The 25,591-nt window shown below is 61.8% G+C and carries 21 protein-coding genes; 14 read left to right on the forward strand and 7 right to left on the reverse strand.

Translation table 11 applies throughout. The features are described 5' to 3' along the window. Window positions 1–275 precede the first annotated feature (275 nt). A complete protein-coding gene (locus AC3WTO_RS10430; protein ID WP_492460625.1) occupies window positions 276–956 on the forward strand; it encodes a L,D-transpeptidase in 681 nt (226 codons plus the stop codon). 140 nt (window positions 957–1,096) lie between these two features. Beyond that, window positions 1,097–2,020, forward strand: coding sequence for an alpha/beta hydrolase fold domain-containing protein (locus AC3WTO_RS10435; protein WP_492460626.1), 924 nt, complete (start codon window positions 1,097–1,099; stop codon window positions 2,018–2,020). 9 nt (window positions 2,021–2,029) lie between these two features. On the opposite strand, the gene AC3WTO_RS10440 is transcribed toward AC3WTO_RS10435, so the two are convergent. Continuing rightward, window positions 2,030–2,929: a LysR substrate-binding domain-containing protein gene (locus tag AC3WTO_RS10440; protein ID WP_492460627.1), complete on the reverse strand. Its 900-nt coding sequence runs from the start codon at window positions 2,927–2,929 to the stop codon at window positions 2,030–2,032. A 188-nt stretch (window positions 2,930–3,117) separates the two neighbouring features. Between AC3WTO_RS10440 and AC3WTO_RS10445 the strand changes: the two genes are divergently transcribed. Then, window positions 3,118–3,297 (forward strand): hypothetical protein, encoded by a 180-nt coding sequence (locus AC3WTO_RS10445; protein WP_492460628.1) that lies wholly within the window; start codon window positions 3,118–3,120, stop codon window positions 3,295–3,297. Between the two features lie 329 nt (window positions 3,298–3,626). Beyond that, on the forward strand, window positions 3,627–3,761 hold the full coding sequence (locus AC3WTO_RS10450; RefSeq protein WP_492460629.1) for a hypothetical protein: 135 nt from the start codon (window positions 3,627–3,629) through the stop codon (window positions 3,759–3,761). A gap of 196 nt (window positions 3,762–3,957) precedes the next feature. Here the strand turns inward: AC3WTO_RS10450 and AC3WTO_RS10455 are convergent, their stop codons facing one another. Further along, a complete protein-coding gene (locus tag AC3WTO_RS10455) occupies window positions 3,958–4,965 on the reverse strand; it encodes a hypothetical protein (RefSeq protein WP_492460631.1) in 1,008 nt (335 codons plus the stop codon). Window positions 4,966–5,299: 334 nt separating this feature from the next. Here AC3WTO_RS10455 and AC3WTO_RS10460 point away from each other — a divergent pair, with 334 nt between their 5' ends. Beyond that, window positions 5,300–6,319, forward strand: a complete 1,020-nt coding sequence (locus AC3WTO_RS10460) for a GlxA family transcriptional regulator (RefSeq protein WP_492460632.1) — start codon at window positions 5,300–5,302, stop codon at window positions 6,317–6,319. Between the two features lie 37 nt (window positions 6,320–6,356). Here the strand turns inward: AC3WTO_RS10460 and AC3WTO_RS10465 are convergent, their stop codons facing one another. From AC3WTO_RS10465 to AC3WTO_RS10480, 4 genes are all read right to left on the reverse strand, one after another. Beyond that, window positions 6,357–7,199, reverse strand: coding sequence for a DUF1194 domain-containing protein (locus tag AC3WTO_RS10465; RefSeq protein WP_492460633.1), 843 nt, complete (start codon window positions 7,197–7,199; stop codon window positions 6,357–6,359). 201 nt (window positions 7,200–7,400) lie between these two features. Then, window positions 7,401–9,962, reverse strand: coding sequence for a GcvT family protein (locus tag AC3WTO_RS10470; RefSeq protein WP_492460635.1), 2,562 nt, complete (start codon window positions 9,960–9,962; stop codon window positions 7,401–7,403). Between the two features lie 234 nt (window positions 9,963–10,196). Continuing rightward, a complete protein-coding gene (locus tag AC3WTO_RS10475; protein WP_492460636.1) occupies window positions 10,197–10,460 on the reverse strand; it encodes a hypothetical protein in 264 nt (87 codons plus the stop codon). Window positions 10,461–10,598: 138 nt separating this feature from the next. After that, window positions 10,599–13,229, reverse strand: coding sequence for a mechanosensitive ion channel domain-containing protein (locus AC3WTO_RS10480; protein ID WP_492460638.1), 2,631 nt, complete (start codon window positions 13,227–13,229; stop codon window positions 10,599–10,601). A 213-nt stretch (window positions 13,230–13,442) separates the two neighbouring features. On the opposite strand from AC3WTO_RS10480, the gene AC3WTO_RS10485 reads away from it, so the two are divergent. The 6 genes from AC3WTO_RS10485 to AC3WTO_RS10510 all read left to right on the forward strand — a co-directional run bounded on the left by AC3WTO_RS10485 (window position 13,443) and on the right by AC3WTO_RS10510 (window position 20,588). After that, window positions 13,443–14,702, forward strand: coding sequence for a sarcosine oxidase subunit beta family protein (locus tag AC3WTO_RS10485; protein ID WP_492460639.1), 1,260 nt, complete (start codon window positions 13,443–13,445; stop codon window positions 14,700–14,702). An 8-nt stretch (window positions 14,703–14,710) separates the two neighbouring features. Beyond that, entirely contained in the window at window positions 14,711–15,013 is a 303-nt protein-coding gene (locus AC3WTO_RS10490; RefSeq protein ID WP_492460640.1) for a sarcosine oxidase subunit delta family protein, read from the forward strand. Then, window positions 15,010–18,003, forward strand: coding sequence for a sarcosine oxidase subunit alpha family protein (locus AC3WTO_RS10495; protein ID WP_492460641.1), 2,994 nt, complete (start codon window positions 15,010–15,012; stop codon window positions 18,001–18,003). The genes AC3WTO_RS10490 and AC3WTO_RS10495 overlap by 4 nt, the downstream gene beginning before the upstream one ends. Beyond that, window positions 17,996–18,583, forward strand: a complete 588-nt coding sequence (gene soxG, locus AC3WTO_RS10500) for a sarcosine oxidase subunit gamma family protein (RefSeq protein ID WP_492460642.1) — start codon at window positions 17,996–17,998, stop codon at window positions 18,581–18,583. The genes AC3WTO_RS10495 and soxG overlap by 8 nt, the downstream gene beginning before the upstream one ends. A gap of 21 nt (window positions 18,584–18,604) precedes the next feature. Next, on the forward strand, window positions 18,605–19,000 hold the full coding sequence (locus AC3WTO_RS10505; RefSeq protein ID WP_492460643.1) for a RidA family protein: 396 nt from the start codon (window positions 18,605–18,607) through the stop codon (window positions 18,998–19,000). 145 nt (window positions 19,001–19,145) lie between these two features. After that, a complete protein-coding gene (locus tag AC3WTO_RS10510) occupies window positions 19,146–20,588 on the forward strand; it encodes an MFS transporter (RefSeq protein ID WP_492460644.1) in 1,443 nt (480 codons plus the stop codon). 79 nt (window positions 20,589–20,667) lie between these two features. On the opposite strand, the gene AC3WTO_RS10515 is transcribed toward AC3WTO_RS10510, so the two are convergent. After that, complete coding sequence (locus tag AC3WTO_RS10515; RefSeq protein ID WP_492460645.1) at window positions 20,668–21,378, reverse strand: nitroreductase; 711 nt, start codon at window positions 21,376–21,378, stop codon at window positions 20,668–20,670. A 253-nt stretch (window positions 21,379–21,631) separates the two neighbouring features. Between AC3WTO_RS10515 and AC3WTO_RS10520 the strand changes: the two genes are divergently transcribed. From AC3WTO_RS10520 to AC3WTO_RS10530, 3 genes are all read left to right on the forward strand, one after another. After that, window positions 21,632–22,219 (forward strand): helix-turn-helix domain-containing protein, encoded by a 588-nt coding sequence (locus AC3WTO_RS10520; RefSeq protein WP_492460646.1) that lies wholly within the window; start codon window positions 21,632–21,634, stop codon window positions 22,217–22,219. A gap of 226 nt (window positions 22,220–22,445) precedes the next feature. Continuing rightward, the gene (locus tag AC3WTO_RS10525; protein ID WP_492460647.1) at window positions 22,446–24,899 is read left to right on the forward strand and encodes a GcvT family protein; all 2,454 of its coding nucleotides are present in this window, start codon (window positions 22,446–22,448) and stop codon (window positions 24,897–24,899) included. Next, on the forward strand, window positions 24,899–25,591 hold the full coding sequence (locus AC3WTO_RS10530) for an HAD-IA family hydrolase (protein ID WP_492460648.1): 693 nt from the start codon (window positions 24,899–24,901) through the stop codon (window positions 25,589–25,591). The genes AC3WTO_RS10525 and AC3WTO_RS10530 overlap by 1 nt, the downstream gene beginning before the upstream one ends.

Consider the following 25,591-nt stretch of genomic DNA (forward strand, 5'->3'; position numbering starts at 1 on the left):
GCGGTTCCGTGAAAAACGGAAACGCTCGGGTGTGACCCTCGCGACACAGCGACTGTCAAAGCCCCCGTCATATGGCCGCACTTGGCCTCAGGTGCCTTTTTCTCGCCCCCTTCGGCAAGGACATGGTCGGCAACCGCCGTGTCGACGCTTGTTCGAAGCGCTGAAAACTCCCGACCGATCCGCAGCTTTCACCAAAGCGTGATTTTGGGTGATTGGAAGCGTTCAGACTTTTCTGCGACGACCGGTTCAAAAGACGTCAACAGTTCAGGTTTGCCATGTCCGTTTCGATCAGCCGCCGTCTATTCGTCCTCGCCATCCCGTTCGTCGCGGCCGGCTGCACCACGACGCAGAAGGTCGGCTCGATCAAGCCGGGCAAGCGTGAGGTCCCGCAATATTACCGCGACATGTATGCGGCAGTGGCCGACGATGCTTTCCCCATCCCCGCGCCCGACCTCACCAAGATCGATCCGCAATATTACCGCCAGGAAGTCGCCTATCAGGGGCCTGAACCGTCGGGCACCGTCGTCATCGATACGCCGAAGCGCTTCCTCTACCTGGTCCTCGGCGAAGGACGGGCGCTGCGTTATGGCGTCGGCGTCGGCAAGGCCGGCCTCGCCTTCGAAGGCAGCGGCGTGATCCAGTACAAGCGGGAATGGCCACGCTGGACGCCGACGCAGGACATGATCGCGCGCGAGCCGGAGCGTTATGGTCCGCTTGCCGCCGGCATGGAACCTGGGCCGACGAACCCGCTCGGCGCCCGCGCGCTTTATCTGTTCAAGAACGGTGTCGACACGCTCTACCGCATCCACGGCACCAACGAGGACTGGTCGATCGGCCGCTCGATCTCGTCAGGTTGCATTCGCCTGCTCAACCAGGACATCATCGACCTGCATCGCCGCGTCCAGAGCGGCACCCGTGTGGTGGTGCTGCAGCAGGACAATATGCCCGCGGCGTGATGGCGGATCGGCAGCCCATCAACGGCTGGCACAATCGGTGACGCGACGTCATCCTTGACTTTCGCCCCCGCAGGCCAAAATTTCAGCTTTGGGGGTAGTCATAGCCGGTCAGCCGGCGCAGCATCAGTCCGTCATGTTCCATGGCCAGCATCCGTAGCCATCTCGTTTCATTTGTTCTGAAACACACACGCAAGAAGGCGTTTTCCAGTCCTGAAAACATGCATCGCTGGATCCAGCATGCACGCAGGAAGCAATGCCACCAGCCGCCGCTCGCCGTGACACAACGTTTCGACGTCACCACGCGCAGTGTTGCCGGCTTTCCCGTCTATGACATCGCACCGAAAAACGGCAGCGCCAGGCGGATTCTTTACCTGCATGGCGGCGCCTATGTCTTTGAGATCACCACCTATCACTGGGCACTGATCGCGGAGATGGCCGACCGCCTGGGTTTTGGCATAACCGTGCCGATCTACCCGATCGCACCCGAGCATGATTTCCACGACATGTTCGGCATGGTGGGTACGGTCTACCGCGACATGCTCGCGGAGACCGAGGCACAAGACATTGTCTTCATGGGCGATTCAGCCGGCGGCAACATGGCCGTGGTGTTGACCATGATAATGGCTGAGGAAAGCCTGCCTGCACCAGGCAGTCATGTTTTGATCTCGCCTGGACTGGACATGTCCCTGGCCAATCCTGAAGTGTTCGACGCCGAGCAGCGCGATCCCTGGCTCGGCATCCCCGGCGGACTGGAGGCAGTACGCCTCTATAGCGCGGGCATGGACCGCACCGACTGGCACATCAGCCCCCTCTATGGCGACCTTACCGTGCTGCCGCCGACCCTGCTGCTCACCGGTTCACGCGATCTGCTGACGCCCGACAACCTGGTCTTCGCCGACAAGGCACGCGCAGCGGGCGTCGAAATCGAACTTGTTCACGAGGAAGGCATGTTCCACGTCTGGCCGCTGATCAACATGCCGGAAGCGCGTCGCGCCCGCGATCATATCGTGGCGTTCCTGAACAGGCAGGAACGCCGGGTGGAGATGCCGCTCGCAGCGGAATAGCTGAGGTAGTCAGAACCGTCCGGTTTCCCGGAACACGTCGAAGGTCGCGCGGATGTGATCCGCCACCGCCTTGACCGGCGCGCTCGCATCGGGCGCCACGATCATCGCCAGATTGTAGTTGCCGATATGCGGCATGCCGTCCTTCGGCCCGAGTTCGACCATGTCGTTGCCGAGGAAGGATTTCGGCAGTGGCGCCACGGCGAGGTCGGCCTGGATCGCCGCGCGCTGACCGGCCGTGTGAGCACTCATATACGCGACGCGGTAATTGCGGCCTTCACGTCCCAGTGCCTCCAGCGCGCCGGCACGCCACACGCAGCCCTCCTCCCAGATCGACACCGGCAGCGGCTCGCGCAGATGTGCGCAACCGCCCTTGGCGCCGGCCCAGACGATCGGTTCGGTCAGCAGTACCTCGGCGCCGATCGCGCTGGTCTTATAGGAATTGGTCAGCAGCGTGATGTCGAGCGCGCGGTCATCCATGCGCCGGCGCAGGTTGATCGACTGGTCGATGGTGACATCGACGGCGATCGAAGGATGCGACTTCGCGAACCGCTTCAGTACATGCGGCAGGATGCGTTCGCCGTAATCATCCGGCGAGCCCAGTCGCACGACACCGATGATGTCCGGCACGATGAATTTGGACACCGCCTCGCGGTTGATGGCGAGCAGCCTGCGCGCATAGCCGAGCAGCATTTCCCCATCGGTGGTCAATGCCACGGAACGCGCATCGCGTGCGAAGACCGAGCGGCCGAGCACGTCCTCGAGTTTCTTGATCTGCATGGAAACCGCGGACGGCGTGCGAAACACCGCAGTGGCTGCCGTGGTGAAGCTGCCCGTCTCGGCGATCGCCACGAAGGTGCGAAGCACATCCAGATCAAGCAAGGGAAGCGGATGGTTGAGCGGCGCATTCATGGCATCACCTTCAAATTTTCTGATGCAAAGCATCATCCCATTTCGTTTGATTGAACATCACGGAAAGTTCATAGTCAACACCATCGAGAAGGCCTCACCGGACACTGCTGACAATCGCTGGAGCGGCGGTCGCATTGGCAGGCCTTGAGCAAGCAGAATTTCCAGCCAACCGTGGAAGGAGAAAGCACATGACCATTCTATCGACCATCGGTCGGATCGCGACCGAGCTCGGAGCAGCGCGCAGCCGCTACCTCACCGAGCGTGCCATCAACTCCCTGCCTGCCGAAGTGCAGAAGGACATTGGCTGGCCGGATGTCAGCTCAAAGGCGATTGCACCCGGCGTCGGAAGCTGGGCTGGCGCAAAATGACAGCGCATTGCCTGATCTGAGGCCCGCCGCGGTTCTCCCGGCGGGCTTTTTCATGGGGGATCCGCGTCGTTAACCTGCCGTGCAATGGTTGCATGACGCATATGAACAAGCCGCATAGCTGCCGCTAATTGGGCTAACACACTGTAAAAGCTAAGCAATATCGATTTCCCAAGGAAATACCGACAACAGCGATGTCGTTTTTCCGTGCGAAACACTTCGCTTTTGCGATTTTGTTTTCACTTGGACAGGCCTATATGCACTGCAGCAAACGAGCTGCCCCACTCCATCACGCGAAGGCGACCCGTCTAAGCAACTGATTGGAGATGACGATGAAGCTTTTCGCTCGCCTGTTCGCCCGCCGTGAAATCAACCTGACCACCGCTCTCGAGCGTCAGCGCCTGGCCAACACCATGCCTGGCCAGACCGGTGCTGTTGCGGCTGCCCGCCTCGGCTTTATTGCCTGAGCTTCGGGCGTTTCCGTCTTTCACGGGAACGCAATTCCGGACGGAAGACTGCTGCGCAACTTTCCTGGAATTGCTCTGGACATTCCACAGCAGTGACGTGACGCCTGCACGATCTCAACGCCGCTTTGGTTTCGCCAGGGCGGCGTTTTCAATGGCGACGCTTGTCCAGCAACCTGAAGCGATCGATGCGAAAAGCTTATTCCGAGACGCTGTATGGATCCGCCAGTGCGGCTTCCGGCCGGCTGATCGGAACCTTGGTCAGCGACGTCCTTTTCGACAAGGCCTTGTCGCCGCTGGCAGCGAGCAGCTTGCGGAAAGTGGGATGCATGCCGCCGTCCGCGTAAGCATGGACCGCGGCGCCGGTCATGGTCGAAGCCATCGTCTCGGCCGTGGAGAGGTCACGCTCGGTCCGCGCAGCGACCAGGGGATCGCTGCCTGATATGGCGGGCGGGCAGGCCGCCAGCGGATCGGTCGGATCGCCGCCGGCAAATTCGGTGTCGAAGACATAGCGATTGTCGCAATAAGCGACCTTCGGCTGACGGCGCATCACCTCGAAGCTGTCATAGCCTTTCTTCAGGTCCGTCCAGAAGCCGTAATTGGGATTGCTGCGATTGCGCGCCATCTTTTGCGCGGTCATGCGGAATGGGAAGGCTTGCACCTGGAACGACGTCTGGCCGCCCTTCAGGGCTTCACGCGCCACCGCATAGATCTCGGACACGCCCTCGTCGGTCAGCGCATAACAGCCTGAGGATGAGCAGGCGCCATGAACCATCAAGGCCTCACCCGAATAGCCAAGCGCCGACTCCAGTCGATTGGGATAACCAAGATTGAAGGAGAGGTAGTACTGCGAATTCGGATTCAACCGGTCCGCGCTGACGTGGTAAAAGCCCTCCGGAGCCTGACGGTCGCCGATCCTTTTCTTGGGTCCAAGCTGACCTGACCAGCGGCACATCGGGTAAGTCTTGAGCAAGGCGTATTTGCCGTTGCTGCCCTGTTTCCAGATCTCGAGTTCGCTTTCTTCCTTGAAGATGCGGACCAGGATCGGCGACGAAGGTGTCGTCCCCTTGCGCTTCATCTCCGCGACCAGCCTGGAGGAAATCGGCTGTATGCCCTTTGCCCCGACATCGAGCGCGGACGACACACATCCGGCTGCGAGCGCGGCCAACAGGATTGCGGAACTGAGTTTGGCGAGTTTTGCGAACACGGGCTTTTCAGCGATGGCTGCGGATCAAAGACGCAGTATGTCGGTTAACACGGTTAACGCTTCGTTCCATTCACAAGAATGTCAAGTCGCGCGTCCAACTGGAGTAGTTGCAGTCGTCAACGGCACAACGGCACGATCGGCAATAAACCTCGAAAGACTGGCATTTTTGCGGCATCGCCCGACGGCACCAAACCACGCGCCCTGACCCAAAGCGCTTTTGATAGCCAATTTGCGACCCATGTCGCAAATTTTATCTTTTAGAACGGTTCTAGACGATTGACAGAAAATAAGTTTCCTGATGACGCTGTGCTGATCGCGACATTCTGATCGCGTCATGGGGAGGAAGAAACTAGTGAACGCTGTTAAGCATCCCATCAAACGATCGCTGGTCTTTTTCCTGGTTCCGGATTTCACCATGGTCGCATTTGCGACAGCGCTCGAGCCGTTGCGCATCGCCAACCGCATGCTGGGCTACGAGGCCTATCGCTGGCGGCTTGCCAGCGCCGACGGCAAGCCGGTCCAGGCCTCCAATGGCGTTCTCTGCGCGGTAAACACCTCGCTCGACGAGGAGCGCCGCAAGATGGCAGGGCCCGAGCGCCCGTCGATGGCCATCATCTGCACCGGTATGGACGTCGAGAAATATCACAACAAGTCGGTCTTTGCCTGGCTGCGCGAGGAATACAACCGTGGCGTGGCCGTGGGAGGCTTGTGTACCGGCGCCTATGTCCTGGCGGCTGCCGGCCTCCTGTCCAACAAGCGCTGCGCCATCCATTGGGAAAACCTGCCTGGTTTCCAGGAGGCTTTCCCGAAGGCGAATGTCTTCGCCGATCTCTTCGAGGTCGACCAGAACGTCTACACCTGCGCCGGCGGCACGGCAGCGCTCGACATGATGCTGAAGCTGATCGGCGATGATTTCGACGAGAACCTCGTCAACCGTGTCTGTGAGCAGGTGCTCACCGATCGGGTCAGGAGTCCGACCGACCGTCAGCGTCTGCCGTTGCGTGCGCGTCTCGGCGTGCAGAATTCGAAGGTGCTGACCATCATCGAATTGATGGAAGGCAACCTTGCGGAACCGCTGTCGCTGATCGAGATCGCCGATCATGTCGACTTGTCGCGACGCCAGATCGAGCGGCTGTTCCGGACCGAGATGGGGCGCTCCCCTGCCCGCTATTATCTCGAGATCAGGCTGGACCGCGCCCGCCATCTCCTGATCCAGTCGTCCCTGCCGGTGGTCGAAGTTGCCGTCGCATGCGGCTTCGTCTCGGCTTCGCACTTCTCGAAATGCTACCGTGAACTCTATGCCCGTTCGCCCCAGCAGGAACGGGTCGATCGCAAGCAGTTGTTGGCAGCCTGAACCCATCCCCTCTCCCTGCAAGACAGGGAGAGCCGTCTCATCGGCTGTCGAACATCAGGCCACGATCGCGCCATTTCTTCTCACCGGCAAGGCAGTCGATCGTCGGGCCGGCCTGAGCCAGGACGATCGGCGGGTGTTCGGCTTCCTCGACAGCCCACAACGGTGAAGCGGCCCCTGCCAGCTCCAGCACCAGCTTGCGACGGACCGCCTCGGGGAACTGCTCCCAGCCATTCACCGGGATCATGAAGGCGCCGGGGCCGCCAATGACGCAATCCCGGTAATAGTGATCGAGGTCGCGGATATCGTAGGACGTCTCCATGCCGCCATTGGTCATGAGCGGCAGGCCGTTGATGACGATCCCCTGTTTCACCACTGCATCGCGCACCAACGGCACGGGCGCACCCTGGTTGTTGGGTCCGTCGCCGGAGATATCGATGACGCGCTTGCTGCCTTCGAAGCCGCTTTCGGCGAACAGGTCCGCGCCGAACTCCAGCGCCGCCGAGATCGAGGTGCGGCGGGCGCTGTTGGGTGGGCGCGCCGTCAATTGCGCCACAACGCGCTCGGCATCGGCTCGGTTTGCCACCAGCGTCCACGGCACCACCACGACCTGCGAATTGGTGCCAGCCCATTCGACATAGGTGATCGCGACCTTGCCATGGATGCCATCGGCTACGGCACGCAGCACGGCCTCGTCGGTGAGCGCTGCAGCATAGCCGTGCCGCTGGATCTCGAGCTCTTCGGGCGACATCGAAAGCGAGACATCGACCGCCAGCACCAGTTCGACGTCGACCTGCTCGGCGGCCACAGCATTTGGCATCAATCCAAATGTCAGCGCCGAAACGGCGCCGGCAAGAAGGAGACTCGCTGCGGATGCCGACATGAACGAAGAGTAAGCGAGATTCGGCTTGCCACAAAGACACAGCCCGGCCGTGGCCGGGCTTTATCCCTCACAAATTCGCGAGGTTTGTGACAGTGTGCTCAAGCAATTCCAGCAAAAGTGTGTAGCGGTTTTCCGTCTGGAACTCTGTGAAACACAGAGTCGGAGTGCTTCCGGTCCGTCAAGAACGGAAACACTCTCCCATCAACTGCGTGGTTTCAGATTCTCGGGATCGTAGAGCGGCTGATAGCCGACGCCGACCACTTCAACAGGGTAGGTTTCGGCGAAATACTCCACCTGCAGCTTTTGCCCCTGCTTGGCAAAGGCCCACGGCAGATAGGCCAGTGCGATGTTCTTGCCGATCGTCGGACCATAGGCCACCGACGTCGTGAACGAGCGCCGGCCGAGTTCATCGACCAGCGTTTCGCCGGTTGCCGGGTCCATCACCGGCATGGCGCCGACCGGATAGCGGGCGACACCGTTGGCATCGGTGTTGTCGGTCATCACCAGCGTGCACAGCATCGCAGGCTGATGGTCGCGCGCGCGGTGCTCCAGGTGTCTGGCCTTGCCGCGGAAATCCGCTTCCTTGACCTTCGGGCGTTGAAGATCGCTTTCCAGCAGATTGTATTCCGTCAACAGGTCGGCGTTCTGCAGACGCAGGCTCTTTTCCATGCGGCGCGAATTGGCGTAGGTCTCGACGCCAAAAGCCATGACGCCGGTGGCGCGCAGCGCATCCCAGACGGCCAGCCCGTCCTCGTAGCGCATGTGCAGCTCCCAGCCCTGCTCGCCGACATAGGAGATACGGAACGCCGTCACATCCTTGCCAGCGATCCTGATCGGCTTGATCGCCGCAAACGGGAAGTTCTCCGGCGCAAGTCCGGCCGGATTCTCGACCACCTTCTGCAGGGTCGGCCGGGCGTTCGGCCCCCATATGCCGATGGTCACGAATTTCTCGGACACGTCGGTGACGGTGACATTGAAGCCTTTGTCCTCGGCCACCCGCTTCACATAGTGGAAATCGCGCGGGCCTGCATCGGCTCCATCGATGACGCGGCAGCGGTCGGCCATGCGGATGACGGTGAGGTCGGCACGCACCATGCCTTCGTCGTCGAGGAAATGGGTGTAGATACCCTTGCCGATGTTGTTGTCGCCGCTGATCTTGGCCGCGCACAGCCACTCCATCAGCTCGACATGATCCGGCCCCTCGACGTCGAACATGTAGAAATGCGACAGGTTGACGATGCCGCAGTCCTCGCTCATCGCGAGGTGCTCGGCATTCGACACGCGCCAGAAATGGCGGTTGTCCCATTCGTTCTCGCGTACCGGTACGCGGTTGCCGTATTTTTCGAGCAGATGCGCGTTGGCCGCGTAGCCATGCGCACGCTCCCAGCCGCCGAGCTCCATGAAATGGCCGCCGAGCTCCTTCTCGCGCTCGTAGAAAGGCGAATGCTTGACGTTACGGCCCGTCGCGTAAGGCTCGCGTGGATGAACGGCCGGCGTATAGATCTTCTGCGCGGCCTCGCCGCAACGGCCCTCGATGAAGCCTTCTTCGAGTTGGTGCTTGTAGAACCGGCTGAAGTCGATCGACGCATGGTCGACATGGGTACGACCGTCGGTCATCCAGTCGGCGATCAGTTTGCCGTAGCCCGGACCGTCCTTGACCCAGACGGCGACGGCGTACCACAGGCCTCGCACCTTCTGGCTTTCGCCGCAGGACGCGCCGCCCGCGGCCGAAACCTGAAGCAGGCCATTGAAGGAATGGCCTTCGTTGTAGCCGATTTCCCCAAGGATCGGCGTCAGCTCGATCGCGCGCTCCAGCGGTTCGAGGATCTGTTCCATTTCCAGATCGCGCTGCGACGGCGACAGGCGCGCCTCGTGCTTTTCGAGCAGATCGCGCGGGTGGCACAGGCGCGGATTCTTTTCTTCGTAATAACCCCATTCGATCTGCCCGCCTTCGGTGGTCTTCGGGTCACCGGTATCGCGCATATAGGCGGAATTGCCCTGGTCGCGCAGCAGCGGCCAGCCGATCTCCTTGCCGGTACCGGCGAATTCATTGTACGGGCCGAAGAAGGTGAGCGGATGGTCCACCGGCATCACCGGCAGGTCCTCGCCGGCCATTTCGGCGATCAGCCTGCCCCAAAGACCGGCGCAAACCACGACATGGTCGGCCTCGATCGTTCCACGATCGGTCACCACGCCCTTGATGCGGCCATTCTCGATGACAAGGGATTTCGCCGCCGTATTGGCAAAAGCCTGTAGCTTTCCGGCAGCCACGCCCTGGTCGACCAGCTTGCCTGCCACCGTCTGCGAACGCGGGATGACGAGGCCGGCATCGGGATCCCAGAGACCGCCCTGCACCAGGCTCTCTTCGATGAGCGGGAATTTCGCCTTGATCTCGGACGGCTCGATCAATCGCGCACGCGTGCCGAAAGCCTTGGCAGAAGCGACTTTGCGCTTGATCTCGTCCATGCGGGTATCGTCACCGACCCGCGCCACTTCGAGACCGCCGATACGGGCGTAGTGCCCCATCTTGTCGTAGAACTCGAGGGAATAGAGCGAAGTCCAGCAAGACAGGAAGTCATGGCTGGTCATGTAGCAGAAGTCGGATGCGTGCGCGGTCGAACCGACATCGGTCGGGATTCCGGACTTGTCGATGCCGACGATATCGTCCCAGCCGCGCTCGATCAGATGGTGCGCCACCGACGCGCCCACGATGCCCCCCAACCCGATGATGACGACCTTCGCCTTTTTCGGGAACCCTGCCATTGCATGCCACTCCGAGATGATGCTCGCGCGCACACTATAGGCCGTCGCGATGCGATTGCAGCCTGTTTGCGACATTGCAAAAAAGCGGCGCGACGTATGCCTGGGCAGCCCGATCGCCTTTTCGCGATCAGGTCAGCCTGGCATCTGTTTTCGGAGAGCTGTGATGAGATATGCCGATCATCGCGGAGGCCGGACGAATGTCCGGCCTTGTCTTTGGTAGCAGGCGTCTTGCGCTTACTTGACGGTCGCGTTGCCACCCGAGATCACGACAGTCTCCGAGCCAGTCAACGCTTCCAGGTCGCCGTTCGGCAGGGTCACGAAGCAGCCGCTCGCGCAGAACTCGATGGTCTCGCCGCCCGCGAGCGTCAATTCGCTCTTGCCGCCGCCTTCCGTGACAATCAGCGTGCGCGTTTCATTGTCCTTGTTGACCGCGCTGGCTGTATGGCCAACCTCGCTCGCGGCTATGAGAGCGACGGCGGCGATGAGGATCTTCCACATTGCAATTCCGGTGTTTCCACCGCCTCTGTTGCGTTCGCGAGGCATTTTCGCCCTTCGCAATCAAGCTTATAGGACAATCAAGCTGAACCGCAACTGAATGCCTCATTCATGCCGCAATTGGGTAGCCGACCCACACAGCTAGCCCGGATCGGGCCGGCGCGGCTTGCGGCGACCCTTCGGCTGGTTGCGTTCTGCCTCCTCCTTCGCCGCCTTCTCTTCCGCGTGCAACGCCTCGGTCTTGTCGTCGTCGGTCGGCCAGGGTGCCCTATCCGCGTGCGGCATCTGCTGGCGTGGCGCCGAGGGAATCTCGATACCTTCCCGCTCGAAAGCATCCATGATGGCGAAACGGATATCGTTCTGCACCGAACCGCCATTGGTGATATCGGCCAGGAAGATACGGACCTGGAACTCCAGCGCATTCAGGCCGAAATTGGCGAATTGCACGAAAGGTTCCGGGTTCTTCAGCACCAGTTGATGCCCCCGCGCGATCTCGGTCAGGACTTCGTGCACGTGCCGGACATCCGAGCCATAGGCGACACCGACATTGATCTCGACACGGCCAAGCTTGTTGCGATGTGTCCAGTTCCCGACCGCGCTGTTGATGAGGTTCGAGTTCGGCAGGATCACCGACTGGCGCTGGAAGGTTTCGATCTCGGTGGCGCGCACGCTGATCTTTTTCACCGTCCCGCTGACGTCGCCGGCAACGATCCAGTCCCCCACCTTGAACGGCCGCTCCGCAAGCAGGATCAGGCCGGAGACGAAGTTGGAGACGACATTCTGCAGGCCAAAACCGAGACCGAGGGAAAGACCACCGGCGATGAGCGCGAGGTTCGACAAATTGATGCCTGCCGACGAGATACCGACGATCGCAGCCAGGGCAAAGCCGGCATAACCGACCACCAGCCGGATCGAGTTGCGCACACCCGTATCGACCTTGCCGCGCGCCATGACGGAATCGTCGAGCCAGGACTGGAACCAGCGCGTCAGGAAATAGCCGAGGATGAAGACGATGAGCCCGGTCAGGATGCCGAACAAGGAAATGGTCACGGATCCGACCGTGACTCCCAGCGCGATCCTGAAGGCCCAGGCCTGGATGTCGGCGAACTGGAACCCCCACATCAAAAGCAGCATCGGCAGGAAGACGACGACGATCAGCAGATTGAGGGCAATGCTCGTTGCCAGCCCAAGCTGGTCCAGCGTGCCCTCCTCCAGGCTCGTCCGGCTGGCAATCCAGCGTCCTATCGACGTTTCAGCAAAACCACCCTCGGCGCCGATGGCACGCGCGGACAGGAAGCCGATATACGCGGTGATCAAGAGCGTGCTGGTAATGACGATCTGGACCGCAAGGAAATTGGCTAAACCGATATAGCCCAGCAAAGCGGCGACGATCGTGATGATCCCAAGCGTATAGGCAAGGAACCGCAGCCAGGCCGGCCATGGCCGCCATTCACCTGACTTGGTGCGGAATGGCCGCACCAGGCCCATCATGATCAGGATCAGGCCGACGATGATGGTGGCGATAAAGCTGCGTCCAACGGTGAGCGACAAAGGCGAGCCCATCTGCTCGTTCACCACCGACAGGAAGCCGTTGATGCCCAGCACCATCGCCATGGCGGTGGACAGCACCACCAGCCAGCGCGCAGGGCCGGACTCGACCGGGATCAGCCGCCATTTCGGCATGCCGGGCGAGAGCGCGGCATTGGTCAGGCGATGGACGCAGAACACGATCAGGATGACGCCCATGATCGAGCTCAGGAAGATGCCGATATCGCCTCGCAGCACCCCGTAATAGTCGAAGAAGAAATAGGCCAGCGACAGGAAGACGCCGAGCCCCAGCGTCGGCAGCAAGGTTGACCAGAAAGCGGCCGACAGGCGGCTGAGGTAGGTTGGGTCCTCGACGGTCGGGTCTGGCTCGAAGATGCGGCCGAAGATGCGCCGCACCACGATATGCAGGACCAATGCGGCCACCAGGGCCATGATTGTTGCGACCAGAGCGGCCTGGTATTTGAACTTGAGGACGAACGAGAACCAGGACGTTACAGCACCGGACAGATTGGAAAATTCGGCATTCGCGTCGACGGCGAGCTTGGTGCTGAGCAGGTCGTTCAGCGCATAACGCTTGGTCAGCGTTTTGCGGAAGAGTTCGCTGCGCAAGGTGGAGATCTTGTCGCCCATGGTCGCGATACGCACCGAGAGCGTCTGCGCTCCGGCGATGACGGCGTTGATCTCTGCCTTTTCGTTCGTCAGCGCCTTGCGTTCCGTGGCGACGATGTCCGGCTCGGCCGGCTGGCCTTGCGCAGGCGGGGGGCCGAGTTGTTCGAGACGGGCATTGATTTCGGTCAGCCGCGGCCGGAAGACGGTCGCCGTGCCGAGTGCCTGCCTGGAAAGCTCTTCCAGCTGGCTTCGAATATCGACCAGCGTACCGTCGTCTTCCTGGTTGTCATCGATCTGCTTGGCGAAGGTGTCGGTCTTCGCGACGAGCGCCTTGAGGGCATTCTGTTGTTCCGCGATCAACTCATCGGATGGCTGTGCCTGCACCGGCGCGGCCTGGGGTGCCTGCGGCGCTGCCTGTACGGGCGGCGCTGCGGGCTGGGTTGCCCCATTCGGCGCAGCCTGTTGCGGGGCCACCGGCTGGGCCGGTTGCGCGGCGGGAGTCGCCGGCTGGGCGGTTTCGCCAAGCAGCGGAATTCCGGTCTGCGCCAACACCAGCACAGGCATCGCGGCCGTGAGAACCAGGATCAGCAAAAGACGGACAAATCGATAAAGCATAGAACGGCAACCCGCGAAGCAACCTCAAGGCTGCGAAATCTCGCCCTTGATAGAGACGGCATTGGGGCGGAGCAAGCCGCTTCGCACCGGAACGGGTTGGTCGGTCTGTCGAAAAGCGGTGGCGCAATTCTGGCTTTGGCCGCAAGGCTGGCTCTATAGTCTCCCGCTCAAATGGGCTATCCGAGCCGCATGCGGATTCGGAATGGAGTTGGCATGGCGGAATATTCGGCTCTCTCGCTGCTGCGCAATGCGCTGTCCGGCAACAAGGATTGGAAGCCCGCCTGGCGCAAGCCCGATCCCAAGGCGTCCTATGACGTCATCATCATTGGCGGCGGCGGCCACGGTCTTGCGACTGCTTATTATCTCGCCAAGGAATACGGCATCACCAATGTCGCGGTGGTCGAGAAGGGCTATCTCGGCTCGGGCAATGTCGGCCGCAACACCACGGCGGTGCGCTCCAACTACCTGCTGCCGGCCAACACCCACTTCTACGAAAATTCGATGAAATTGTGGGAGAACCTCTCCCACGACCTCAACTACAACGTCATGTTCTCGCAGCGCGGCGTGCTCAACCTTGCCCACACCCCCGCACAGCTCGACGACTACGCCCGCCGGGGCAATTCCATGCGCCACCAGGGCGTCGATGCCGAACTGATGTCGCTTGCACAGATCAAGCGGCTGATGCCGGCAATCGACATATCCGCCAACGCGCGGTTCCCCATTCTCGGCGGCCTGATGCAGCCGCGTGCCGGCACGGCCCGTCACGATGCTGTCGCCTGGGGTTATGCACGCGGTGCCGACCGTCGCGGCGTCGACATACTGGAGAACTGCGAGGTCACCGGTTTCCTGCGGGACGGCGACCGCGTCACCGGCGTTGTCACCACACGCGGCGAGATCCGCGCCAGGAAGGTGGCTCTTGCGGCCGCCGGCAGTACCGGCCGTGTCATGCAGCTTGCCGGCATCGACCGGCTTCCGATCGAAAGCCACGTGCTGCAAGCTTTCGTCTCGGAATCGCTGAAGCCGTTCCTCGATACCGTCGTCACCTTCGGCATGGGCCATTTCTACATGGGGCAGTCCGACAAGGGCGGCCTGATCTATGGCGGCGATCTCGACGGCTACAATTCTTATGCCCAGCGCGGCAACCTGCCGATCGTGGAAGAGGTGATGGCGGAAATGCTGGCGCTGTTCCCGAGCCTTGCCAGCGTACGAATGCTGCGCTCCTGGGCTGGCGTCTGCGACATGTCGATGGACGGCTCCCCCATCATCACCGCGGGTCCTCTGCCCGGCATGTATCTCAATTGCGGCTGGTGCTATGGCGGCTTCAAGGCCACCCCTGCCTCTGGCTTCTGTTTTGCCCACACCATCGCGCGCGATGAGCCTCATCCCCTCAACGCTGCCTTCACCCTCGACCGCTTCCACCGCGGCGCTGTCATCGACGAGAAGGGCCAGGGCGCCACGCCCCGCCTGCATTAGGACTGACCATGCTGCTCACCTGCCCTTATTGCGGCCCGCGGGACGTGTCCGAATTCACCTATCAGGGCGACGGCAACCGCCAGCGCCCTGCCCCCGCCTCGCAGGATCTGCAGGCCTGGAACGAATATGTCTACGACCGGCAAAACCCCGCCGGCGACCTCAATGAGATCTGGCAGCATTCCGGTGGCTGTCGCAGCCACGTCCGCGTCCGGCGCAACACGGTAACCCACGCCGTTTCGAGCGCGGTGCCGGCGCGTGGCGATATCCATCATCGCGCAACGGAACGGCGCAAGCCGGGAGCCAAGGCATGAGCCCGCGCCGCAATGAGATTGGTGGTCAGATCGACCGGCTGAAGACCATCCGCTTTAGCTTCGACGGTGTGCCTTTCACCGGTCATCCCGGCGACACGCTGGCTTCTGCCTTGCTGGCCAGCGGCGTCACGCTTTTCGGGCGCTCGTTCAAATACCACCGGCCGCGCGGCGTTCTAACCGCCGGGGTCGACGAGCCCAACGCTCTTGTCACCATCCTGCGCGGCACCGCGCGCGAACCCAACATCCCCGCAACCGCCATCGAGATCTATGATGGCTTGCGGGCAGAGAGCCAGAACCGGTTTCCGTCGCTCAACTGGGATGTCGGTGCGGTCAACCAGCTCGCCAGCAAGATCATCGGCGCTGGTTTCTACTACAAGACGTTCATGGGGCCGGTCGTCGGACCGCTCAAGGGCACCCGTTTCTGGATGTTCTGCGAACACTTCATCCGCCGCGCCGCCGGCCTCGGTCGTGCCGGCACGGTGGCAGACGAGTCCCGCTACGAGCGCATGAATGCCTTCTGCGACGTGCTGGTGGTCGGTTCGGGCCCCGCGGGGCTGACGGCGGCCAAGGCCGCCGCCGATGGCGGCGCCCGTGTCATCCTGGCCGAACTCGACCCGCATTTCGGCGGCTCCGCCAACTGGTCCGGCGAAACCATCGACGGCTCGCGGGCCGCGGACTGGGCAAGTGAAATCATCAATGGCCTCAAGGGCCGCAGCAATGTCCGCCTGCTGCCCCGCACAGCGGTTTGGGGCTACTACGACGGCAACACGCTGGCCGCGCTGCAACGCGTCTCGGATCACAAGGAAACGGCCGCGCGCGGCGAACCACGCCACCGCCATTGGACCATCCGCGCCGGCTCGGTCGTGCTCGCGACCGGCGCTTTGGAACGGCCCCTGGTCTTTCCGGGCAACGATCGGCCCGGCGTCATGCTGGCCAGCGCCGCGCAGCGCTACGCCAACCAGTTCGGCGTGATTCCAGGCGAAAAGGTCACGCTCTTCACCAACAACGACACCGCGTACCAGGCCGCTGCGAGCCTCAAGAAGGCCGGCGCCAACATTGCCACGATCGTCGATGTCCGCAGCGAGATTTCCGACCAGGCCCGGGCACTCGCCGCTTTGGCCGGGGCGGAGCTGATTGCGGGTCATGCGGTCTCGGCAACCGATGGCGGCAAGGCATTGAGTGGCATCCGGATCCAGCGACTGGATCGTGCCAGCGGAACATTGAGCGGCGAGCCGCGCGGCATCCAGAGCGATTGCCTGCTGGTTTCCGGCGGATGGTCGCCGGTGCTGCACCTGGCCAGCCAGGCAGGTGCAAAACCCGAATGGGACGACAGGCTGCAGGCATTCCTGCCGCCGCAACCAACGCAGAACTGGCGTGGTGCCGGTGGCTTCACCGGGCAACTCGCGACGAGCGAAGCGATCGTCGAAGGCCACGCTGCCGGCCTTGCTGCATCAGGAAGCAAGGCACCGGGCATCGAACAGCCGGTGACCGAACCTGGCCCGGTCAATGCGGAACCGGCGCCGGTGTTCGAGATCAAGGCCGACGGCAAGAGTTTCGTCGACTTCCAGCATGACGTCACGGCGGATGATGTACGACTGGCCCATCGTGAAGGCTTCATCTCGGTCGAGCACCTGAAGCGTTACACCACGCTCGGCATGGCGACCGACCAGGGCAAGAGCTCGAACGTTCCAGGTCTCGCCATCATGGCCGAAGCCCTCGGCAAGCCGATCCCGGAAGTCGGCACGACCCGGTTCCGTCCGCCCTACACCGCCGTTTCCATTGGCTCGCTTGCAGCGGAACGCTATGGCGATCTCAGACCGGAGCGGCTGACGCCGATGCACGACTGGCACCTTTCCCAGGGCGCCACGATGTACTCCGCAGGCCTTTGGTTCCGTCCGATGATCTATGGGCACGCGGGCGAAACGATCGAGCAGGCCTATGTGCGCGAAGCCAGGGCCGTGCGCGAGACAGCCGGCATCGTCGACGTCTCGACCCTTGGCAAGATCGCTGTTCAAGGTCCTGATGCCGCGGAATTGCTCGACCGCGTCTACACCAACGTCTTTTCGAGCCTTCCCGTCGGCAAGGCGCGTTACGGGCTGATGCTGCGCGAAGACGGCTTGGCCTTCGACGACGGCACCACATGGCGCCTCGGCCAGGACGACTTCCTGATGACCACCACCACGGCCAATGCCGGCAAGGTGATGCAGCATCTGGAGTATTTCCTCGATGTGATCTGGCCGGAACTGAAAGTCACCATCACCTCGGTCACCGATGAATGGGCGGGGGCGGCGATCGGCGGACCGAAGGCACGCGAAATTCTCGCCACCTGCGTTACCGGAACTGCGGTGGACAACGTCGCCCTGCCCTTCATGGGCATCGTCCACGGCGAGATTTCCGGCGTCCCGGTGATGATCTGCCGTCTCTCGTTTTCCGGCGAAATGGCCTACGAAGTCTACTGTGGCGCTGGCTACGGCACGCATGTTTGGGAAGCCCTGATCGAGGCCGGCAAGCCGTTCGACCTCGTGCCCTATGGGCTGGAGGCGCTCGGTACGTTGCGCATCGAAAAGGGCCATGTCACCGGCGCCGAGATCGACGGCCGCACCACCGCGCGCGACCTGCATCTCGACTGGATGCTGTCGAAGAAGAAGCCTTTCATCGGTTCCGCGATGATGGACCGCGAAGGTCTTGTTGCCGCCGACCGCCTGCAACTCGTCGGCATCGTCGCGCTCGACAACCGGCCGCTCAGCGGCGGCGCGCACATCGTCGAGGAGCTTGACGAAGAAAATCCGCACGGTTCGATCGGCCACATAACAGCCTGCTGCTATGCGCCGGCGCTCGGCAAATACATTGCTTTGGCGCTGGTCCAGGGCGGCAAAGGCCGGCATGGCACGCGCGCCTATGTGTCCGATCCATTGCGCAAGCGCTTCGGTCCCGTCGAGATCGTCAGCCATCACTTCTTCGACCCGGAAGGGAGCCGCATGCATGGTTGAGCGCCTGTCGCCACTCGAACCCGTCTATCGCTCCGGTTCGCACGGCCGTTTCGAGGACGGTGTCGGCGTGATCCTGTCCGAGACGCGCCCGGGTTCTATCATCCAGGTCGCGGCCTGGCCGGGCCAGGAAGCGCGCGCGATTGCCGCCATCCACAAGGTTACCCGTCTTGCCTTGCCGGACGGCGCTGGCAGTGGTGTCGTCCAAGGCGAAAAGGCAGCCTTCGGATTTGCGCCCGGCAAGTTCACCGTCGTCGACGAGGCGGAGGGTCTTGTGGCAGCATTCGCCAAGGCGATCACCCCGGCAATTGGCACCGTGACGGATCTTTCGCACGGTCGTACGGCCATCCGCATCGAAGGACCGGAGGCCGAATGGGTTTTGGCGAAGTTCTTCGCCATCGACTTCGCCCTTGCCGCCTTCCCCGTCGGCGCTGCGCGCTCAACCACGCATCACGACGTCTTCGCGCAGATCCAGAGAACAGGCGGCGACCGTTTCGACATCTACGTCTTCCGCTCCTTCGCGCGCTCCTTCTGGAAAGCACTCGGACATGCGGCGGAAGAGGTCGGATACGAAGTCGCCTGAGATCGCGTCGAGGAGGCTCGCATGGAATTCATCAACTCACCGGCGGCCAAGGCTGCGAAATTGCCTTTCAGCCAGGCGGTGCGCGTCGGCGACATCCTCTATCTGTCGGGCGCGCTCGGCAACATACCGGGCAAGCTGGAACTGGTCGCCGGTGGCATCGAAGCCGAAACGCGACAGACGATGGAGAACATCGGCACGGTGCTGAAAGAAAACGGGCTTGGCTTTGCCGACATTTTCAAATGCACGGTCATGCTGGCCGACATGACGAAATGGGGTGATTTCAACCGGGTCTATCTTGAATATTTCGATCCGGACCGTCTGCCGGCTCGCTCTGCCTTCGGCACGAATGGCCTGGCGCTGGGCGCGCAACTCGAACTTGAATGCATGGCCTATATGCCCGCGCGCCAGAACAGTTGAGCGCTCCTGCATGGAACTGGCCTTACGAAGAGCGCATCCTGTCGCTAGAGAGAAACCAGCGTCGGTTCGATAGTCACTGAAAGAATCGACGGTTTCGGCCGCCGCCGATTGACCGAAAAGGCCGCTAAGCCGACTTCGTTTATCCATGGATGCTCAGAATTCCGCGACCATAACCGGTCGCGTCGATCCACCGGACAGCGTTTCGCTGCTCATTCCGGTCACCGTTGCCTGCGGCGTCTTCATGACCAGCCTCGACCAGAATGTGGTCGTCACCGCCCTGCCCGGCATAGGCGAGACACTGGCACGACCACCCAGCCAACTCGGCCTCTTGGTCACCGCCTATGTCGCCAGCCTCATCATCATGATGCCGTTGGGCGGCTGGGCCGCCGATCGTTTCGGCCTGCGCAACGCCTATTGTTTCGCGCTGGTCGTCTTCGGCGTCGCCTCGGCACTGTGCGGCATCGCCAACGACATGTGGACACTGGTCGGCGCACGTGCGCTGCAGGGATTTGGCGGCGCGCTGATGGGCACGCTTGGCCAGATCGTCGTGCTGCAGAGTTTCCCGCGCAATCGCACGCTGAAGATCAATATGTATATCTCGCTCGCCGGCCAGTCGGGACCGTTGGTCGGTCCGCTCGTTGGCGGCGCGCTCACCACCTATATCTCCTGGCGCTGGATCTTCTTCATCAACGTACCGCTGGCGCTGGCCGCACTCCTGCTTGCAGCAGCCCTGTTTCCCGCGGCCCGGAAATCGATCCGCACGCCATTCGACTTTCCCGGCTTCGTCCTGGTCGGTGTCGGCATGGTGCTGCTGGTGCTCGGCATGGATTCACTCGCCGCCAAGGATATGGCAAGCAGCCTGATCGCCGCGCAGGTCGGCATCGCTGTCATCCTGCTCGGCTTCGCCGTCTTCTATCTGTTGCGGGCGTGCAATCCTGTCCTGGACCTCAGGCTTTTGCGCATCCGTACCTTCCGCGTCGCATTCCTGACCGGCGGCGGCCTCGACACGATCGGCCTGAGTTCCATCGTCTTCATTTTGCCGCTGATGTTCCAGCTCGGCTTTGGCATGAGCGCCGTTCATGCCGGTTCGCTGACCTTCATGGCTGCGGTGGGCTCCCTGCTGACACGCTTCCTGATGCCTGCCATGCTGAAGCGCTACGGCTTCCGGCGCGTACTGGTAACCAACACGCCGATCGTCGCCGCCCTTGTCGCCGGTTTTGCCCTTATCCAGGCAACCACGCCGGTGTGGATCGTCCTGAGTTACATCTTCCTGTTTGGTGTCTTCCGCTCGGTACAGTGGGCCTCGACAGGCAATCTTGCCTATGCCGATATCGAACCTGAGCAGCTCGCCCGTTTCAGCGCGCTCTATTACATCCTCTGGCAATTGGGGGTCGCAATCGGAGTCGGCATCGCAGCAGCGGTGCTGTCGTTTCTTGCCGGTCCTGGCGGGCACGCCTCGGTTGCCGACTTCCAGATTTTGTTCGTGATAGAAGCCCTGATCACGCTCTGCGCCCTGCTCGCCTATCGCCGGCTGACGCCGCAGGACGGCCAGAATGTGAGTGGGAATGCAGTAGCGAATAGTGAGTAGGCAGTAGAGGGTAGCCGCGTGGTTTGTGCATTCGACAAGTGAGACGGTCGGCAATCACGACTGCCAACTGCCTACTGCCTCACTCCACAAACCTCACCCACTCTTCCAGCGGCGCACGGTCGGTGCGGAAGGTGCTTTCCGGCTTTGACAGGTCTTCGTGGCCGATCGCCATGCCGCACACCACGATCTCTTCCTCGGAAATGCCGAGCACAGGGCGGATCTGCCGGTGATACGGGGCGAACGCGGCTTGCGGACAGGTGTGCAGTCCCCGCGCCCGCGCCGCGATCATGATGTTCTCCAGGAACATGCCGTAGTCGATCCACGAGCCCTGGTTCAGCCGCCGGTCAATGGTGAAGATCATGCCGACCGGGGCATCGAAGAAAATGAAGTTGCGGTCGTGCTGCGCGCGCATCTTGTCGACTTCACGCCGGCCAATTCCCAGCGCGCCGTAAAGGCCGAAACCATTGGCGCGACGGCGCGTGAGATAGGGCTCGAAGAACTGGTCGGGATAATAGCGGTATTCGTCCCATTCGGCCTTCTCGGCGCGGATGCCGGAATTCAGGATCGCATCGCTCAGCTGCTGCTTCACCTCGCCTTTGACGACATACACTTTCCACGGCTGCATGTTGGTGCCCGATGGCGCGCGCGACGCCACGGACAGGATGTCGCGGATCGTCGCATCGTCAACCGGATCGGACAGGAACGCGCGCACGGAACGACGCGAAATGATCGCTTCGTCCACAACGGTCGTTTCGTCCGACTTCGGGGTTCTGCTTTCCAGTGCCAGCATGGCAATCTCTTCAACGCAGGATTTCAATAAGCGCGTCCCCCACGCGCGGTCGGGGTGCCTTTGCATGAAGCACTAAAATACCGCAAGCAATTTTGTCTTGCGGCAAGGCCTGTCGATATCCCCAGACGAACATGGCGGGAGACGAAAAGCGTCCATTCCGGAGATTTTTCAAACTCGCCCAAGATCGTGCTTGATCTTTTCATACAGTTGGCGTCTCATGAAATTCTGAATGATTTTTTCACGAGCATCAAAAGTGACATCCTCTGCTGCCCAACCGGACGCGCAGACCGGCGAACGTTTTCTCGCCGCCGACATTCGCGCGCTGCGCAAGACACGCGGCCTGACCCTGGCTGAGATCGCCTTGAAGCTGGGCCGTTCGGTCGGCTGGGTCAGCCAGGTCGAACGCGGACTTTCAGTACCGTCGCTCGGAGATCTGCGCGCATTGGCGGATTTGTTCGAAGTGCCGCTCAGCCTTTTCTTCAGCCATGACGTCCCGGAAGAAAACGAACGCGGCCTTGTCGTGCGTGCCGGACGGCGGCGGTCGCTCGGTACCAGCGAATCGGGACTGGTGGAAGAGCTCCTTTCACCGGATCTCGGCGGCAGTTTCGAGATGCTGCGTTCGGAATTCGCGCCGGGCGCGGAATTGAAGAAGGTCGCGACAAGGCCAACCGAAGAGGCCGGCTACGTCACATCAGGCACTTTCGAGATCGAGATCGACGGCGTCTGGCACACGCTTGGCGAAGGCGACAGCTTCCGCTTCGCCGGCAAGCCGTTCCGCTGGAGGAACCCGGGACCGGTGCCGGCGGTCGTGATCTGGGTGGTCTCGCCACCGGTCTACTAGAGCATGATTCCGAAGAGTGGGAACCGGTTTTCGGAAAAGATCATGCTCCAGCACAGAGATAGAGCGTTGAGGGCGATCCTGTTTTCGCTGGCAATGCTCTAGCGGCACAGTCCTGAGGGCGCGAAGGGAAACGCGGCCCTCAGGACGAAATCCGTCGCTAAAACAGGAAGATGGAGCGGAATGCCGATCCTGAGATCGCTTCCACTCTGGAAATCGGGAGGACAGAATGGCCGGAATTCCTGCAACGGCGCGTGTGGTCATCATCGGCGGCGGCGCGGTGGGAGTATCTGCCCTCTATCATCTGGCCAAAGCTGGCTGGACCGACTGTGTCCTGCTTGAAAAGAACGAACTGACCTCAGGCTCGACCTGGCATGCGGCCGGCAATGTGCCAACCTTCTCATCCTCCTGGTCGCTGATGAACATGCAGCGCTATTCGACCGAGCTGTACCGGGGACTGGCTGCCGAAGTCGACTACCCGATGAACTATCACGTCACGGGGTCGATCCGGCTGGCGCACAGCAAGGAGCGCATGCAGGAATTCCAGCGCGCCAGGGGAATGGGGCGCTACCAGGGCATGGCGATCGAAGTCATCGGCACGGATGAGATCAAGGCCCGCTACCCTTTCATCGAAACGCATGAGCTTCAGGGCGCCCTTTACGATCCGAACGACGGCGACATCGACCCGGCTCAGCTTACCCAGGCCTTGGCCAAGGGCGCACGCGACAAAGGTGCGAGGATCATCCGCTTCTGTCCTGTCACCGGCGTGCGCCGCGAGCGCAATGAATGGGTGGTGGTGACCGAGCAAGGCGAAATCCGTTGCGAATATGTCGTCAACGCCGCCGGCTATCGTGCCGCCGAAGTGGGCAGGATGTTCGGCCGCGAAGTTCCGATGATGGTGATGAGCCATCAATACATCCTCTTTGACGAAATCCCTGAACTCGCCGCCTGGTCGAAGGAAGCAGGTCACAAACTGCCGCTGTTGCGCGACGTCGATTCTTCCTACTACCTGCGCCAGGAGAAGAACGGCATGAATCTCGGCCCCTATGAGCGCAATTGCCATGCGCACTGGGCCACTCCGGGCGATCCCATGCCCGCCGACTTCTCGTTCCAGCTCTTCCCGGACGATCTCGAGCGGCTGGAATGGTACCTGAACGACGCCATCGAGCGCGTTCCGATTCTGGGCACCGCCGGCCTTTCCAAGGTCATCAACGGCCCGATCCCCTATGCTCCTGACGGCAATCCGCTGCTGGGGCCGATGCCCGGCGTGCCCAATGCCTTCGAAGCCTGCGTCTTCACCTTCGGCATCGCTCAGGCCGGTGGTGCAGGCAAGGTGCTGGCTGAATGGGTCACGGAAGGCCGAACCGAATGGGACATGTGGTCATGCGACCCGCGGCGCTTCACCGCGTTCGGATCGGCGCAGGACTACGCCGTCGCCAAAGGCATGGAAGTCTATGGCCACGAATACGCCATCCAGTTTCCCCGCCACGCCTGGCCGGCGGTGCGCGACCGCAAGCTTTCTCCCCTGCATGGGCGTCTGAAGGCCATGGGAGCGCAATTTGGCGCCTATAATGGCTGGGAACGCGCAACCTGGTATGCAAAGCCGGGCGACGATATTTCGGAACAATCGACACAGACCTTCGCCCGCTCAGGCCCTTGGGAACCGCGCATCCGCGAGGAATGCCTGGCCGTACGCGACATTGCCGGCATTCTCGATCTGCCTGGCTTCAGCCGTTTCCGGTTGAAGGGTCCAGGCGCCCGCGCATGGCTTTCGACCTTGATCACCGGCGTGGTGCCGAAGCCCGGCCGCATCGGCCTCGGCTACTTCGCCGACGACAAGGGCCGCATCGTCACGGAAATGTCCATCATGGCGCTGGACGAAGATTTCTTCTTCCTGATCACGGCGGCGGTAGCGCAGTTGCACGACTTCGAATGGCTGGCGAAGCACCTGCCGGCTGGCACGGAAATCACGCTGCAGGATATGACGGAAAGCTTCTCCTGCCAGATCCTGTCCGGTCCGAATTCCCGCGCAATACTGTCCGATGTGACGGACGCCGATCTGAGCCAACCCTGGCTCTCGCATCAGTCCTGCCAGATTGCAGGCCACTGGCTGCAACTGGTGCGCGTCTCCTTTGCCGGCGAACTCGGCTGGGAGCTGCACACCAAGGTTGAGGACACCGCTGCCGTGTTCGATGCTGTCTGGGCTGCCGGGCAGAAACATGGCCTCAAGCCATTCGGCATGTTCGCTCTCGACAGCCTGCGCCTGGAAAAGGGCTACCGCGCCTGGAAGGGCGATCTCTCGACGGACTACACCATCCTGCAAGGCGGGCTCGAACGTTTCGTGAAATGGGACAAGCCTGATTTTCTGGGCAAGACCGCGCTGCTCAACGAGAAGCAGCAGGGAGTGAAGAAACGTTTTGCGACACTGGTCGTTCAGACGCCCGGCGAAAGCGACGCCCCCTACATGTCCACGCTTTGGCATGACGGTGCGATCGTTGGCGAAACCACTTCGGGCGGTTGGGGCTACAGGGTGGACAAATCCATCGCACTCGGCATGGTGCGCGCCGATCTGGCCGTGCCGGGCACTGAAATCGACGTCGAGATTTTCGGCGAACGCTACAAGGCGACGGTCCAGGACGACAAACCCTTATGGGACCCCGAGAATCAAAGGCTGCGTGCATAATGACACTCCCCTTCCCTGACCACGCCTTCGGCGCCTTCCTGTTCGATATGGATGGCACCATTCTGAGCTCGATCGCCGCCGCCGAGCGGGTGTGGGCGGCGTGGGCGCAAAAACATGGGCTTGATGTCGAGACGTTCCTGCCGACCATCCACGGTGTGCGGGCAGTGGAGACGATACGCCGCCTGAACCTGCCGGGCGTCGATGTCATGGCCGAGGTCGAAGCGTTGACCCAGGCAGAATTCGAGGATGTCGAAGGCATCCAGGCAATTGCAGGGGCGGCCGCGTTCCTCAATGCGCTGCCGCCGCAGCGCTGGGCGATCGTCACCTCGTCACCGCGCCGCCTGGCAATCCGCAGGCTGGAGGCCACAGGCCTGCCGATACCGCCACTGATGGTCACCGGAGAAGACGTGACCAACGGCAAGCCAGCGCCCGACTGTTTCCTGCTTGCCGCTGACAGGCTTGGATTGAAGCCGCAGGAGTGCCTGGTCTTCGAGGATGCGCCGGCGGGCATCCAGGCCGCGGAGGCAGCCGGGACGAAAGTTGTCGTCATCACCGCCACCCACAAGCATGCCCTCGAAACACCGCACCCGACCATCGCCGGATATGGCTCGCTGAAACCTTCGCTCGATGAGGGTGGCAGGCTGGTGCTTACCAAATCCGGTTCGACGACCTCTGCGATTGCAGGAGCCTGA

Source organism: Mesorhizobium sp. EU05-FHT14A09 (genome assembly GCF_058790995.1).

Excerpts from the sequence above, each read along its gene's own strand:
- AC3WTO_RS10445 (WP_492460628.1), top strand. The coding sequence starts at position 3,118 with ATGACCATTCTATCGACCATCGGTCGGATCGCGACCGAGCTCGGAGCA.
- AC3WTO_RS10515 (WP_492460645.1), bottom strand. The coding sequence starts at position 21,378 with ATGCTGGCACTGGAAAGCAGAACCCCGAAGTCGGACGAAACGACCGTT.
- AC3WTO_RS10485 (WP_492460639.1), top strand. The coding sequence starts at position 13,443 with ATGGCGGAATATTCGGCTCTCTCGCTGCTGCGCAATGCGCTGTCCGGC.
- AC3WTO_RS10450 (WP_492460629.1), top strand. The coding sequence starts at position 3,627 with ATGAAGCTTTTCGCTCGCCTGTTCGCCCGCCGTGAAATCAACCTGACC.
- AC3WTO_RS10430 (WP_492460625.1), top strand. The coding sequence starts at position 276 with ATGTCCGTTTCGATCAGCCGCCGTCTATTCGTCCTCGCCATCCCGTTC.
- AC3WTO_RS10440 (WP_492460627.1), bottom strand. The coding sequence starts at position 2,929 with ATGAATGCGCCGCTCAACCATCCGCTTCCCTTGCTTGATCTGGATGTG.
- AC3WTO_RS10470 (WP_492460635.1), bottom strand. The coding sequence starts at position 9,962 with ATGGCAGGGTTCCCGAAAAAGGCGAAGGTCGTCATCATCGGGTTGGGG.
- soxG (WP_492460642.1), top strand. The coding sequence starts at position 17,996 with ATGGTTGAGCGCCTGTCGCCACTCGAACCCGTCTATCGCTCCGGTTCG.
- AC3WTO_RS10480 (WP_492460638.1), bottom strand. The coding sequence starts at position 13,229 with ATGCTTTATCGATTTGTCCGTCTTTTGCTGATCCTGGTTCTCACGGCC.
- AC3WTO_RS10465 (WP_492460633.1), bottom strand. The coding sequence starts at position 7,199 with ATGTCGGCATCCGCAGCGAGTCTCCTTCTTGCCGGCGCCGTTTCGGCG.
- AC3WTO_RS10435 (WP_492460626.1), top strand. The coding sequence starts at position 1,097 with ATGGCCAGCATCCGTAGCCATCTCGTTTCATTTGTTCTGAAACACACA.
- AC3WTO_RS10490 (WP_492460640.1), top strand. The coding sequence starts at position 14,711 with ATGCTGCTCACCTGCCCTTATTGCGGCCCGCGGGACGTGTCCGAATTC.
- AC3WTO_RS10525 (WP_492460647.1), top strand. The coding sequence starts at position 22,446 with ATGGCCGGAATTCCTGCAACGGCGCGTGTGGTCATCATCGGCGGCGGC.
- AC3WTO_RS10495 (WP_492460641.1), top strand. The coding sequence starts at position 15,010 with ATGAGCCCGCGCCGCAATGAGATTGGTGGTCAGATCGACCGGCTGAAG.
- AC3WTO_RS10510 (WP_492460644.1), top strand. The coding sequence starts at position 19,146 with ATGGATGCTCAGAATTCCGCGACCATAACCGGTCGCGTCGATCCACCG.
- AC3WTO_RS10460 (WP_492460632.1), top strand. The coding sequence starts at position 5,300 with ATGGGGAGGAAGAAACTAGTGAACGCTGTTAAGCATCCCATCAAACGA.
- AC3WTO_RS10530 (WP_492460648.1), top strand. The coding sequence starts at position 24,899 with ATGACACTCCCCTTCCCTGACCACGCCTTCGGCGCCTTCCTGTTCGAT.
- AC3WTO_RS10475 (WP_492460636.1), bottom strand. The coding sequence starts at position 10,460 with ATGTGGAAGATCCTCATCGCCGCCGTCGCTCTCATAGCCGCGAGCGAG.
- AC3WTO_RS10505 (WP_492460643.1), top strand. The coding sequence starts at position 18,605 with ATGGAATTCATCAACTCACCGGCGGCCAAGGCTGCGAAATTGCCTTTC.